The organism is Streptomyces sp. NPDC056987 (assembly GCF_042673865.1).
Lineage (GTDB): Bacteria > Actinomycetota > Actinomycetes > Streptomycetales > Streptomycetaceae > Streptomyces.
In genome coordinates this window covers 142,621-154,754 of sequence record NZ_JBHURV010000014.1, presented here as the reverse complement: position 1 = coordinate 154,754, position 12,134 = coordinate 142,621, and the positions used below count along the sequence as shown (strand labels likewise).

13 protein-coding genes and 2 pseudogenes are annotated in these 12,134 nt (G+C 68.5%); 8 read left to right on the top strand and 7 right to left on the bottom strand.

Annotated elements, in window-relative coordinates:
* The first annotated feature begins 139 nt into the window (after positions 1–139).
* A complete protein-coding gene (locus tag ACFTZC_RS18760) occupies positions 140–1,471 on the top strand; it encodes a Rid family hydrolase (RefSeq protein ID WP_382890993.1) in 1,332 nt (443 codons plus the stop codon).
* A gap of 514 nt (positions 1,472–1,985) precedes the next feature.
* Here the strand turns inward: ACFTZC_RS18760 and ACFTZC_RS18755 are convergent.
* A pseudogene (locus ACFTZC_RS18755) lies at positions 1,986–2,704 on the bottom strand (type 1 glutamine amidotransferase domain-containing protein).
* A 24-nt stretch (positions 2,705–2,728) separates the two neighbouring features.
* A complete protein-coding gene (locus ACFTZC_RS18750) occupies positions 2,729–3,310 on the bottom strand; it encodes an RBBP9/YdeN family alpha/beta hydrolase (protein WP_382890991.1) in 582 nt (193 codons plus the stop codon).
* Between the two features lie 102 nt (positions 3,311–3,412).
* On the opposite strand from ACFTZC_RS18750, the gene ACFTZC_RS18745 reads away from it, so the two are divergent.
* Both ACFTZC_RS18745 and ACFTZC_RS18740 read left to right on the top strand, forming a co-directional pair.
* Positions 3,413–4,000 carry a TetR/AcrR family transcriptional regulator gene (locus ACFTZC_RS18745; protein ID WP_382890989.1) on the top strand — a complete coding sequence of 196 codons (588 nt, stop codon included), beginning with the start codon at positions 3,413–3,415 and terminating at the stop codon, positions 3,998–4,000.
* 351 nt (positions 4,001–4,351) lie between these two features.
* Positions 4,352–5,485: an IS30 family transposase gene (locus tag ACFTZC_RS18740; RefSeq protein ID WP_382891068.1), complete on the top strand. Its 1,134-nt coding sequence runs from the start codon at positions 4,352–4,354 to the stop codon at positions 5,483–5,485.
* Between the two features lie 27 nt (positions 5,486–5,512).
* On the opposite strand, the pseudogene ACFTZC_RS18735 reads toward ACFTZC_RS18740, so the two are convergent.
* Positions 5,513–5,971: pseudogene (locus ACFTZC_RS18735) on the bottom strand (LysR family transcriptional regulator); the annotation flags it as partial.
* Between the two features lie 60 nt (positions 5,972–6,031).
* On the opposite strand from ACFTZC_RS18735, the gene ACFTZC_RS18730 reads away from it, so the two are divergent.
* Positions 6,032–6,397: a DoxX family protein gene (locus ACFTZC_RS18730; RefSeq protein WP_382890987.1), complete on the top strand. Its 366-nt coding sequence runs from the start codon at positions 6,032–6,034 to the stop codon at positions 6,395–6,397.
* Between the two features lie 12 nt (positions 6,398–6,409).
* Here ACFTZC_RS18730 and ACFTZC_RS18725 read toward each other — a convergent pair whose 3' ends face one another.
* Together ACFTZC_RS18725 and ACFTZC_RS18720 are read right to left on the bottom strand one after the other, a co-directional pair.
* Positions 6,410–7,057: a histidine phosphatase family protein gene (locus ACFTZC_RS18725; RefSeq protein WP_382890985.1), complete on the bottom strand. Its 648-nt coding sequence runs from the start codon at positions 7,055–7,057 to the stop codon at positions 6,410–6,412.
* An 82-nt stretch (positions 7,058–7,139) separates the two neighbouring features.
* Entirely contained in the window at positions 7,140–7,742 is a 603-nt protein-coding gene (locus ACFTZC_RS18720) for a YdcF family protein (protein ID WP_382890983.1), read from the bottom strand.
* 675 nt (positions 7,743–8,417) lie between these two features.
* On the opposite strand from ACFTZC_RS18720, the gene ACFTZC_RS18715 reads away from it, so the two are divergent.
* The 3 genes from ACFTZC_RS18715 (at position 8,418) to ACFTZC_RS18705 (ending at position 10,001) form a co-directional block, all read left to right on the top strand.
* On the top strand, positions 8,418–8,801 hold the full coding sequence (locus ACFTZC_RS18715) for a nuclear transport factor 2 family protein (protein WP_382890981.1): 384 nt from the start codon (positions 8,418–8,420) through the stop codon (positions 8,799–8,801).
* Between the two features lie 613 nt (positions 8,802–9,414).
* Positions 9,415–9,621 (top strand): hypothetical protein, encoded by a 207-nt coding sequence (locus ACFTZC_RS18710; protein ID WP_382890979.1) that lies wholly within the window; start codon positions 9,415–9,417, stop codon positions 9,619–9,621.
* Positions 9,618–10,001 (top strand): hypothetical protein, encoded by a 384-nt coding sequence (locus ACFTZC_RS18705; protein ID WP_382890977.1) that lies wholly within the window; start codon positions 9,618–9,620, stop codon positions 9,999–10,001. Before ACFTZC_RS18710 ends, ACFTZC_RS18705 begins: the two co-directional genes overlap by 4 nt.
* 178 nt (positions 10,002–10,179) lie before the next feature.
* On the opposite strand, the gene ACFTZC_RS18700 is transcribed toward ACFTZC_RS18705, so the two are convergent.
* A complete protein-coding gene (locus ACFTZC_RS18700; RefSeq protein ID WP_382890975.1) occupies positions 10,180–10,773 on the bottom strand; it encodes a TetR/AcrR family transcriptional regulator in 594 nt (197 codons plus the stop codon).
* 101 nt (positions 10,774–10,874) lie between these two features.
* Between ACFTZC_RS18700 and ACFTZC_RS18695 the strand changes: the two genes are divergently transcribed.
* A complete protein-coding gene (locus tag ACFTZC_RS18695; protein ID WP_382890973.1) occupies positions 10,875–11,615 on the top strand; it encodes a nitroreductase in 741 nt (246 codons plus the stop codon).
* 21 nt (positions 11,616–11,636) lie between these two features.
* On the opposite strand, the gene ACFTZC_RS18690 is transcribed toward ACFTZC_RS18695, so the two are convergent.
* Complete coding sequence (locus ACFTZC_RS18690; protein WP_382890971.1) at positions 11,637–11,972, bottom strand: hypothetical protein; 336 nt, start codon at positions 11,970–11,972, stop codon at positions 11,637–11,639.
* Between the last annotated feature and the right edge of the window lie 162 nt (positions 11,973–12,134).

Below are 12,134 nucleotides of genomic sequence, written 5' to 3'. Positions count from 1 at the left end.
GGCTTCGTTGGTACTGCATTGCAAATCAGCATGTTGCATAGGGGTGAAGGTAGAAGGCAGGATCAGGACGGTCAAGAGGTCGTTGCATCTGAAGCAACCGACGTCGGAGAATCCGCGAGGGAGAAGGGAGCCGGGCAGAGTGACGGACACAGGGGGGAACGAGGACCGGAGCACGGCGGCACGCAACCGCTCCTCGTCCTTGCGGCGCGCACTGACCGTGCTGGACTTCATCGCCGACCATCCCGATCCGGCGGGCGCCTCTCTCAGCGACATCGCGCGCGGGCTGGGGCTCCACAAGAGCACTCTGCTGCGCCTGTTGGCCCCGCTCACCGACAACGGGCTGGTACTGCGTGACACCGAGCGCGCCCGCTACCGGCTCGGCTCACACGCCGCCTATCTCGGAGGTGCCTACCTGGACCGGCTGGACCTGCGGGAAGTCGCACGGAACACCCTGGTGAGCCTGGCCGAACAGACCGGCCACACCGCCCGGCTGAGCATCCGCGAAACCGGCGAGACCGTCCTGGTCGACACCGTGGAAGGGAGCGGCCCCATGCCCGTACGCCTCAGACTGGGCACGCGCAGCCCTTTGCACACAGGCACGGCCGGATGGACACTGCTGGCCGGGCTCGACGACACCGAACTGGCACAGGCCGAAAAGGCCGCGCGGCAGGCGGCGACGAGCGGATCAGCGAGCGAGACGGCCGCCGAGGAACTGCGCGCGGCGGTCGCTTCGGCCCGGCGCCACGGTTTCGCCGTCGACGACCGGACAGCCGGGCCGGGTGTGCTCAGCGTGGACGCCACGGTATCCGACCATGACCGCGCACCGGTTGCCGCCATCGGTCTCCTGGGCCCGGTGGCCGGCGGCGCACGGAGCGCGTCGGCCTCGTCGCTGGGTGCCCTCGTACGCGATGCCGCCCACGACGTCTCACGCGCACTCGGCGCCAGGACCAGCAGGAACGCCCGCCTCGGGGACCGCGGCACGGCCGGACATCCCGGCGGTGCCGCCGCTCACGAAGGCTCCGGCCGCCCGGGCCGTACGAGTCCAGTTACGCCGACCCCGCACCGTTCACCGAAGGAGGCCACCCACGTGGACCCACGTCAAGCCATCAGCACCCCAGCCGCGCCCCAGCCGGTCGGCGCCTACTCGCAGGCCATCGTAGCGGGCGGCTTTCTGCACACATCGGGCCTGGGACCGCACAACCCTGTCACCGGACGCGTCGCAGGCACGACCATCAGGGAGCAGACCGAGCAGACGATGCGCAACCTCGCCTCGGTGCTCAACGCGCACGGACTGGACTTCTCCGACGTGGTGCGTGCCACCGTGCACCTCCAGTACCTCGACCGGGACTTCGACGACTTCAACTCCGTCTATGAACATCACCTCACCCCGCCGTACCCGGCCCGCACCACAGTCGGTGCCGACCTCGCGAACGTCCTGCTGGAGATCGACATGACGGCGCTCCTTCGCTGAGACCGATCACCCACAGCAGGAGGTCGAAAATCTGAACCCCACCGCGGCAGTACTCGATTCGTGCGCGGCCCAGCGAGTCCGGGACCGCTCGCTGACAGCTCGCCGATCAAGTCCGCGGACGCCCCGTCGGACGGGTCGCGGTCCGTTACGGTGCACAGGCCGCCGACAGCACCCTGCGCGACGGCCCAGCGTTCACCCGCCTCCGACATGAACACCCGGCTGCAACTCCCGGCCTCGTGAGCCGACTTCGCCCCCGCGGAACTCCTCGTCTCCTAAAAGACGGCATGACGGACAGGACCGCAACCGATCGTCCCACTCCAACGGCTTCCAACAACGTCCTCGGTCTCTCCCTTCAACGTGTGGGCGCCCTGATGCACGGTCCGGACCCGCGATCACCGGTTCCACGGAAACCGGGCGTCTCCCGCCGGACTCCTCGATCCGGCGGAGTGTGCGGAAGGACCGCCGCTTCCTGCGAAGCGGCGGTCACACTCGCGTCATCCCGCCCCGGGTGGGATCAGTTCGAAGACGGAGTCCGGCTGAGTGGCTTGAGGACCTCGCGGGCGAGCGGGACGGCGGAGGCCGGGTTCTGACCGGTGTAGAGGTTGCGGTCGGTCTCGGTGTGCGGCTGGTACTCGGGACCTTCGCGGTAGTCCGCGCCGAGGTCGCCGACCAGGCGGTCCTGCAGCAGCCACCGGGCCTTGTCGGCCAGCCCTCCGGTGGCCTCCTCGGCGTTGCTCAGGGCGGTGAGCCGGTATCCGGTGAACGGCGATCTGCCCGCAGCATCGACGGTGGCCAGCAGTGCGGCCGGACCGTGGCAGACCAGAGCGAGGATCTTGCCGGCGGCCAGGGCGTCGGCAAGCAGCCCTGCTGAGGCCGCGTCGGCGGACAGGTCCTCCATCGGACCCCAGCCACCGGGGTAGAACACGGCGTCGTACTCCTCGGGAGCGGCGTCCTCGATACGCACAGGGTTGGCCAGTTCGCTCGCCGGGGCGAGCGCGACGCGCATTCTCGCCACGCCCTCTTCCCCGCCGCAGTACTCGGGGGTCAGGCTCACCGCGTCGGCGGTCGGCGGCACACCGCCCGGGGTGGCCACTGCGATCTCCTAGCCGGCCGCCTTGAACTCCTCATAGGGGCCGATCGCCTCCTCGGCCCAGAAGCCGGCGGCTGGCGGGTGCCGTCCTTGAGGGTCCAGTGGTCGGCAGCGGTGATCACGAACAGGATCGTCTTCTTCATGATGAGTTGTCCCGACTGTTCAGCTCAGCGTGTTCCGAGGGTGTCCAGGACGAGGCGGACGGCCTCGGGCAGGTCGATGCGGTCGTCGGGGGTGGCGCCGAAGTGGCCACCGGTGGGGGTGATCGTGGCGGTGGCGCGCAGGTTGGTGACGAGTGCGGCGACGTGCCCGAACGGGTCGGGTATCAGCACGGGGTCATCGGCGGCGGCCAGGACGTGGAAACGCTGTGCGGTACGGCGGATGGCACCCCAGTCGAAGGGCTTGGCGAAGAACTCTGCGAGCACTTCGTAGCCGACTTCGTGCGCGGGGGCCGCTACCAGGACGGCGCCGGCGAAGGCGCCGCCGCGGTCGGGGTCGTACCTTTCGAGGAAACGCAGAATGTTGACGGCGCCGATGCTGTGGCCGACCAGCACGGTCTCCTCGGCGGGAGCGCTGAGCGCCCGTTCGGCGAAGGCGGTTTGCCACTGCTCCAGCCCCGGAGCGTGAGCGCCAGGGAGGTTCGGGACCTCGACCGTGTGGCCGCGTAACTGGAGTTGGTCGCGCAGGTAGGGGTACCACACGCTGCGCTCGTCCGTGTTGTAGGCGTGCGAGACGACGATGGTGCTCAATTCTCTCTCCAAATCAGAACGCTACGTTTCGTTTCGAATGACTGTAGCATTCGACCGACAGCCCCGGCACGGGCGTCAGGGCGCAAGGGAGGACGGGGCCTCATGGCACGCACGGGTGGGCGCATCCGTAACGCGGAGGCGCACAAGGCAGTGCTGACCGCCGCGACGGAACTGCTGGAGGAGTGTGGTTACCAGGCGATCACCATCGAGGGTGTCGCCGAACGGTCGGGGGTGGCAAAAAGCACCATCTACCGCTGGTGGCGGTCCAAACCAGACCTGGTGATGGAGGCCTACACCGCCCTCGTCGCCCGCATTGTGCCCGAGCCGGACACCGGCTCCCTGGCCACCGATCTGACCGAGTTCGCGCAGCACCTCCACACGGGGGTCCGTCATCCTCCGCGCAGGCGCGCCCTGCGAGGGCTGATGGCGGAGGCGCAGCTGGACCCGGCGTTCGAGGGCCCCTTCCGGGCCTGGGTGAAGTCGCGGAGGGAGGTGGTCCTGCGCATCCTGCTGCGTGCCCGGGAGCGAGGCGAGATCCGGCCCGGCGCAGACCTGGATCTCGCCGTGGACCAGATCTTCGGCGTGTTCTGGTACCGGCTGCTCGTCGACCATCTCCCCCTGGACCCCGAGACCGCCGCCGGCCACATCGACCAGCTCCTGCGCGGCCTCACCGCACAAAAAGCCCCATGAGCGGTCCACGACGCCGCGGCGCCTGTTCGCCTCACGACCGAAGGACGGCAGACGGCCTTCGCGGCTGCTGCACCACAGGCGGTTACGGATCCGGCACCGGCGACTGTCGAGACAATCGCGGGCGGACTGCGCATTACCGGTCCCCCTGGGGCCGGCTGCACAACCCTGGGAGGACACCCCTGTTTTCGCCGGGCAGTTTTGGCCCCACTGCCGAGGTGAGTTCTAGATCTCGTCGCAACGCAAGACCCCGAAGGTGTTGCAATGACGAGGAACCGTCGAGGAGTTAGAGGGCCCGGAGGCGAGCCCCAGGCCGACAAGCGTGATCGTTACCTTCGTCTCATGGCGCAAGGGATGAGCAACTCGGCCGCATGTCGAGAGGTCGGTGTCAACCGCAAAACGGGCAACCGGTGGACTTACGGACGGACGGTGAAGAACCAGACCGGCCAGGACTACGTCTACGCGCCGATCTCCGACAAGAAGCCGGGCGAGGTCTCCGACCGGTTCCTGTCCGAGGACGAACGCATACAGCTAGCCGACCTGCTCTGCGCGGGCCACTCTCTGCGCTCGATAGCCCGCCGGCTGGGCCGGAACGCCTCCACGATCAGCCGCGAACTGCACCGCAACAGCAACCCCACCACCGGTGCCTACCAGCCCTTCCAGGCACAACGCAGGGCCGTCACCCGGCGAGCGAGGTCCAAGGAGGGCAAGCTCAAGCGGGATCCGGAGCTGAAGGAGTTCGTCCAGCTGCACCTGAGCCGCCGGTGGAGCCCTGAGCAGATCAGCCGCGTGCTGCCGACCGTCTTCCCCGACCAGCCGGAGCGGCACCTGTCCACCGAGACCATCTACCAGGCGATCTACCTGCCCCACCGCGGCGGCCTGGACCGCTCTCTCGGCAAATTGCGCACCCGCCGCCGACACCGGCGCAAGCGCCGTCGTCCCGATCAGCGCCTGACCCGGTTCCGGGCCGCCGGCCTGACCATCAGCCAACGGCCACCCGAGGCTGACGGCCGGATGATCCCTGGTCACTGGGAGGGAGACTTGATTGTGGGCAAGGACAACCGGTCCGCGATCGGCACGCTGGTCGACCGCACCACCCGTTACGTCAAGCTCGTCCACCTTCCTGACGGCCGTAGTGCCGAACACGTCCGGGACGCGCTCGTGCGTACCTTCCAGGGCCTTCCGCCCAGCCTGGCCCGCACGCTGACCTGGGATCAAGGCAGTGAGATGGGCCGTCACGACGAGTTCACCCGCGTGACCAGCATCCCCGTCTTCTTTTGTGATCCCGGCAGCCCCTGGCAGCGGCCGACGAACGAGAACACGAACGGCCTGCTTCGCGAGTACTTCCCGAAGGGCACCGACCTGTCGATCCACTCCGCCGCCGACCTGACCGCCGTCGCCATCGAACTGAACGACCGCCCCCGCAAGACCCTCGGTTGGCAGACTCCAGCCCTCCACTTCAGTAGGCTCATCGCAACAGTTGAGTGACCAGGTGTTGCGACCGTTACTGGAATCCGCCTCCTGCCCCGGAAACGGCAAACGCACCACTGCCGCATCCACCTCACCCCGGGCCAGGCCGACGCTCGGTTCCGACCAGTCGAACTGCCGCAGTTCCACCCGCCACTCCGGCTGCGCCTGACGGAACTCGGCGATAACCTCGGGGACGGCACCCACCGCGCCCGCGTCCAGGAAGCCCAGGCGCAGCACCCGCGCCGCCCGGCCGGTTGCCTGCACCGCCTCGTCCCAGCCGTCCAGCAGTGCGGGCACCCGCGAGGCGAGCTCACGACCAGCCTCGGTCAGCGCCATCCCCGACCGTGAACGTGCGAAGAGCCGTACCCCGAGATCGTCCTCCAGGCGCCGGATCTGCTTGGTCAGCGCGGGCTGCGAGACGAACAGCCTCTGCGCCGCCCCGATCAGGCTGCCCTCCTCCGCCACTGCGGCGAAGTACCGAAGCAGGCGCGTGTCCACATCCATGCCGCCAGGTTATAGAAGCAGGTATTGGACGGTGCCGAAGCGCCCGCGGACCCTGAAGGCATGACCGGTACCCAGCTCGCACTCCTCGTCGTCACCCTGCTCACCGCCGCCGTCAACGTCGGTAGCGCCGCCGCCGACCTCGCCGGGGCGCGCTTCGTGCTGGCGAACGCGGCGGAGGTGGGTGTCCCCCGATCCTGGCTGCCTGGGCTGGCCGCCCTCAAACTGGCTGGTGCGGCAGGCCTCCTCCTCGGCCTCTTCGACGCCGCGCTGCGCCCCCTCGGCGCCGCGGCGGCCTGCGGTCTCGTCCTGCTCTACCTGGGCGCGCTCGCCTTCCATCTGCGCGCCCGCGTGCTCTACAACCTCGCGTTTCCCGGTTTCTACTTCGCCACCGCCGTCGCCTCGCTGGCCTTGACCCTGTCCTCCTGACGGCGGCACCACTCAATGTTCGATGAGAACACTCACCCTTCGTTGCGACAGGTCACAAATGACCTCTCGCAGCGAAAGTTGAGCAGTGTCCGCTTCGCGCAGCATGGTGATGCTGCCGGAGGGCGCCCGGAAGCCGGCATAGCCGACTGACTCGATCGGCATCCTGATCCAGGGCGCCACGACGCACGTCAGGGAGCCGCCGTACGTCACGATGATCTGGTGTTCGCAAGGGTTCCGCAGGATTTCGTGCATGGCTGCGTAGATGCGCTGCGCCCAGGCCGCCTTGGTTTCCGCGCCCTGCACGCCCTCGTCGTGGTCCATCCGTTCTTCGACAGCCGGCGGTTGGACGAAACGCTGGTCGAGCCACTCCTGCGGCCTCCCCTCCGCTTCGCCGTAGGACTTCTCCCGCAGCCTGCGGTCCAGGACCGGCTCCACTCCGAACAGTTCGGTCACCTCGTCCGCCGTCCGCAGGGTGCGCTGCAGATCCGAGGAGAGCAGCTCCACCTCGGTGCTGTCCGGGATCTGGGCCCGCAGCGCCTGGGCGATGGAGAACGCGGCACGCACGCCGGCGGACGTCAGTTGCGAGTCATGCCATCCACCGACGGTTCCCTCGACATGGTGCGTCGCCTCCGGATGGGTGACGACGTAAAGAGTGCGCATGAGCGCGTGCCCTCCTGTAGGTGGCATCCTGCCTGGTTGCAGGCAGCAACTATGGAGGAGCGGGTTCGGAACCATCAGCTGTCTACAGAGACGCCTTCCGTTCGTCAGCTTTGAGACCACGGAGCATCCAAAGTCCGTACAGAGCCAGCAGCGGTTTGGCGATCATCCACTCGCCAGTGCGGTAGTCATCCGCGCGCACGAGCTTCTCGGCAAGATCAGGGCGCTGCCGCCGCAAATACGCACGGGCCTTGAGCGCATGTGCTGATTGGGAGGCGATCTTGATTCGATCGACGTCTTCAAGCAGTGGGATCACGTTCGTGATGTTCTCCCATGTCGTTCTGCTCTGGTCTTCGAGGAGCACGGTGCCGCCGAACTCCAGCACCGACTTCGCGTAGTCAGCCATCAACTGGGCCTCCGCAGCGCCGCTGCTGGTCGCACCACCGCTGAAGATCACGCGAGTGCCACGCGCACTGTCAGCGGTGATCGAGCGAATTCCAGCACGGACTCGCCAGCGGTTGATGAAGTTTGCCGTCGCTTGGGGGTTCCGGTATCCCAGCACGACCACAGCCTCGGCAGCTCCACCGCTGTTCCCCACGAGAGCGCGAGACCAGCGCCAGTTCAACCACTCGCCCCAAACCAGGGCTGCCGCCCCAGCTATCGCCACTCCTGTAATCACCAGTCGCATGCGGCGACTCTAGGACAGCTCGCTATCGGGCAGCGCAGGTACCAGCCACGCTACGAACGGCGCATTCTGCGAGGAGTTCTTAGGCCCTTCGGAGCCGCAAGGTGCGGGAAACACATCCTGCCGAGGGCAGACGTAATCCGTGTAGCGCGCCTTGGAAGCTGTTGCCTTTCCGAACGTGATTGCCGCGTTTCCGCTGGTCAGGCACGAGTCCGGCGTTTCCGTGGGCGTGGCGGCGTGTCAGCCCGTTCTCGGGAAGGTCGCGGATGTCGCCAATTGTCGGATTGCGGGAACGGCAGAAGATCGCTGCCCGTCACCGCGTGGACGAACTGCGGGAGGGAGGTGTCCGAGTCCAGGTCGAGCCGGCCGCGGCCGAACAGGACTGGCAGGGTACGGGATCTCCTGATCAATTCGGCGGTGGCGGTCAGCACCGCCGCCCAGGGTCGTCCGGCTTCCTCGGCCTGCCGAGTAGGCAACAACTACCGACGCGAGTGGAATCACCCGGAGGCGATCGTAGTCCGAGATCGCACACAGGCTTTTCAAGGCCCCCGCTTCGGACGGGCTCCAGCCGCCGCGATCTGATCTCCGGTCTCGTAACCCCGCGTCGTACGGGTGCCCGACGACCGGAAGACGTCGAGGGAACCCAACTCGACGCTGGACAACATGGAGATGAGCACGATGAGTACACAGGATCCGGTCGAGCGCCTCGTAGAGGCGATCAACTCACATGACCCTCAGAAGGTCGCGGACTGCTTCACCACGGACTACCGAGCCGAGGTGCCGCACCGCCCCTCGGAGGGGTTCACCGGCAACGAGCAGGTGCTCGCCAACTGGACCGCGATCTTCAGCCGCCTCCCCGACATACAGGGCCGGGTGCTGCGCCGTGCCACCGCGGGCCCGGAATTCTGGGCGGAGTTCGAGTATGTGGGTACCGGACCGGACGGCGCGACCACTGTGCTGGGCGGGCCCGCCATCATGTGGGCCCGGGACGGACTGATCTCCCGGTCACGGTTCTACCTGGCTCCGGTCCCGGCTCCGCAGCCCGCGCCGACGGGAGCCTGACCGCCGAAGCGGCCTGCCGGACCCGCGTCGTCAAGCGCGCCGTGCTCACGGCGGGCTGATCAACGGCGCGGGTGCCCGCGGACGAGTTTCCTGACACTGCCCTCCACTCCGGAGCGGCCGGCGGACAGGGCCGGGCCGAGCGGCGGCGAACAGCGCGATCCTCGGGAGAGACGTGTGCGGGGGCGGGTGAGCAGGTGCGCGGCTAGGAGTAGGGCGTCGGGCGGCAGGCCGGCGTCCAGGACTGCCACCACCCATACGGTCACGGCGTCCGCGGTGGCACGGGCGGCCGGGTCCGGCGCAGTGTCGCCGGGGCCGGGGGGGCTGCGGTGCGTAGAGGGCGAGCGTCGTGAGCGGGCCGCAGGCCGCCGCAGTGCAGCCCCGGGCCGGTGGCCAAGCTCGCGGCAGGCGTCCGTGGGGTCGCCGAGCAGGTCGGGGTGGCCGGTCAGCAACGCGCACGATCGCACCGGGCAGGTTCAGCAGGGCCGCCCAGAAACCGGCCCGGGGCGGTCCAGGGCCGCGAGCACCACTGGGTCGGGGCCGCTCCTGCACAGCCTGGCCCATCAGATCAACATGGAGGTACCGTCGCAGGCACCTGTGCCGGTACCGTAGTGCTATGCCTGCACTCAATGTGGAATTCAGCGAAGACGAGATGGCGCGGCTGCGTGCCCGGGCGACCCTGGCGGGCCGGAGCCTGAAGCAGCATGTGCATGACGTGACGGTGGAGGAAGCCGACCGGCTGGCGTTCGTGGAGGGGGCGGTCGCCGAAGCCACCCGCGTCCTGCCCGGCGTGCAGGCCCGCTTCCCCGAGGGACAGCGGTGAGCTCGATCATCCGTGTCGACGTCGGCTGGGTCCTGCAGATCCAGTCAGCGATTGCCCCGCTCAACGTGCCCATCGCGGACTGGGGCGCCCTGGGGTTCATGGCCGACCGGCACCAGTTCGAGCGGGAGCGCGGCGTCCTGTACTACGAGGAGACCGCTTCTCGGGCCGCCACGTTCCTGCACACCGCGCTACTGCTGCGCCCGTTCGCCGACTACAACCTGGTCATCGGCTGGTCCTGCGCCAGCCAGTACATGCACGTCTCCGGCCGGCCACTCAAGGCCGAGGACGACGACCTGTACGAGCTCGCCCGGTCAGTCCGCGCCCAGGAGGCCGACCTGCGTACCGTCGCGCAGCACCTGGAGTCCTGGCGCACCGCGTGACACCGGTAAGCCGCTACTGCTTTCGTCGCACTTCCGGGTGCCCAGTATCAGCATCTTTCGAAGCGGACGGTGTGGGAGGCCTAAGGCCTGTTGTGAATTCCCGCCTGCCTTTCTCTCTGACGAGCGACGGGATCTTCGCATCAGGGCCTAGGCATACCGGGCAACCCGGCTAGGCCGGTCAGATCGTGGTCGACAGCGCGTTGTCCAGGAGGATCTCCGCCGCAGTCCGCGCGTACCGGCCGTAGTTCGAGTCGCCCAGCACCATGGCGCGGCTGGCGGCGCCGTCCGCGAGGGTCACGAGCTGCTCGGCGAGGACGGAAGGCTCGCGGCAACCCAGTTCCGCTACCAGGTCGGCCACCAGGCGCACCATCAGCAGTTTCCGTTCGCGGGCGTAGGAGTGGACCGCGTTCTGCGGGTCAGGGAACTCCACGGCGGCGTCGATGAACGGGCATCCGCGCACCGGATCCGTGCCGGCTGGGGGTGGGTCGAACAGTGCGAGGATTCGCTCCCTGGGGGGGATGTCCTTGCGTGTCAGCGCGCCCTCCAGTGTGCCCCCCGTCGAGGCGAGGTCCTTGAGGTGGGCGAGGACCAGCTCGTCCTTGGTCCTGAAGTGCGCGTAAAGGGTGCGCTTGGACACCGGCGCCCGCTCCGCGATCTGCTCCATGCCAGTCGCGTTGATCCCCTGGGCTGCGAACAGTCCGGCTGCGGCGGCCAGGATGCGCTCCCGTCCTCCGCGTCCCTGCCGTCGAGACGCCGTCGTCACCGTGCTCATGACGCAAGTATACGTTCTCGTTTACTTCAGAGGGGTGGCTGGCTATAGTGCGATTGCAGGTAAACGATCCCGTTTACCTCGATGGGCCTGAGGAGAGTTCCATGAGCGGACCGGTCTTCACCCGGACGCGCACGAGCGAGGCGCCCGCCGGCGGAACACGGGCGGGCGGGACACGAACGTGGGAGTACGCCGAGCAGCTGATCCGCGGGCGCCACGCGACCCGCGCCTTCCGTCCCGACCCGGTGCCCCAGGACACTCTGCGCGGGATCTTCTCCCTGGCCGGCGCCGCGCCGTCCAACTCCAACGCGCAACCATGGCGGGTCGAGGTGGTCGGCGGCGTACGGCGAGACCGTCTGGCCGACGCCCTGCGAACGGCCCACGCCGAGCGACGCGTCACGGCCGACTACCCGTACTCCGAGGACATGTACGCCCCCGTCCACCAGGAGCGGCGGGCCGCCTTCGGCGCCGATCTGTACGGAGCGCTGAGCATCGGCCCCGAGGACCAACCGGCCCGCGCGGCCTACGACGCGGAGAGCCTGGGCTTCTACGGGGCGCCCCATGCCGCGTTCCTGTTCGTCACCGGCGACGGCGGGCCGCGACTGGCCGCCGACGCCGGCGCCTACCTGCAGACGCTGCTGCTGGCCATGACCGCCTACGGCGTGGCCAGTTGCCCGCAGGGCCTGCTCAGCTTCTACGCCGACACCGTCCGCGACCAACTTGGAGTGGACGAGGGGAAGCTGCTCGTGGGGATCTCTTTCGGCTACGCCGACGACAACGCGCCGATAAACCGGGTCGCGACCGGCCGGGCGGCTCTGGAGGCAACCACCACATTCCACGCCTAGAACCGGTCGCGAAAGTGCTGGTCACAGCCACTCGTTGAGGATTGCAACCAGCACGGCCGCCTCGTATCGGACGGCGAGTTCGCCGTATCTCGTGGCCACTGCGCGGTGCCGTTGCAGCCGGTTGATCCCGCACTCCACCGCGTGGCGTTCCTTGAAGTCATCCTTGTCGAAGGCCGGCGGCCGACCGCCCCGGGACCCAAGCTTCTCGCGGTTGCCGATCTGGCCGGCCTTCTCCAGGATGGTGCACCCGATCCTGCGCCTGCGCAGGTAGGAGCGGTTCGCGCGGGATCCACAGGCTTTGTCGGCACGGATCCTGTCCGGCGTGGCGCGCGGGCGCCCGGGGCCGGTGCGAGGCACGCCGATGCGTTCGAGGACGGGCCGGGACTGCGGGCTGTCGTGGCGGTGGCCCGCAGTGATCAGCAGGGAATGCGGACTCGGCCGGTGGCTGTCCAGCCGTCGCGTTGTCGGCCGTCTTCAGAGGTCCCTCTCCGGGGCGAAGTTCGGGGGCTGAACCGGTGA

Coding starts and splice junctions, on each gene's coding strand:
- ACFTZC_RS18745 (WP_382890989.1), top strand. CDS start 3,413: ATGGCACGCACGGGTGGGCGCATCCGTAACGCGGAGGCGCACAAGGCA.
- ACFTZC_RS18740 (WP_382891068.1), top strand. CDS start 4,352: ATGAGCAACTCGGCCGCATGTCGAGAGGTCGGTGTCAACCGCAAAACG.
- ACFTZC_RS18730 (WP_382890987.1), top strand. CDS start 6,032: ATGACCGGTACCCAGCTCGCACTCCTCGTCGTCACCCTGCTCACCGCC.
- ACFTZC_RS18725 (WP_382890985.1), bottom strand. CDS start 7,057: ATGCGCACTCTTTACGTCGTCACCCATCCGGAGGCGACGCACCATGTC.
- ACFTZC_RS18720 (WP_382890983.1), bottom strand. CDS start 7,742: ATGCGACTGGTGATTACAGGAGTGGCGATAGCTGGGGCGGCAGCCCTG.
- ACFTZC_RS18715 (WP_382890981.1), top strand. CDS start 8,418: ATGAGTACACAGGATCCGGTCGAGCGCCTCGTAGAGGCGATCAACTCA.
- ACFTZC_RS18710 (WP_382890979.1), top strand. CDS start 9,415: ATGCCTGCACTCAATGTGGAATTCAGCGAAGACGAGATGGCGCGGCTG.
- ACFTZC_RS18700 (WP_382890975.1), bottom strand. CDS start 10,773: ATGAGCACGGTGACGACGGCGTCTCGACGGCAGGGACGCGGAGGACGG.
- ACFTZC_RS18695 (WP_382890973.1), top strand. CDS start 10,875: ATGAGCGGACCGGTCTTCACCCGGACGCGCACGAGCGAGGCGCCCGCC.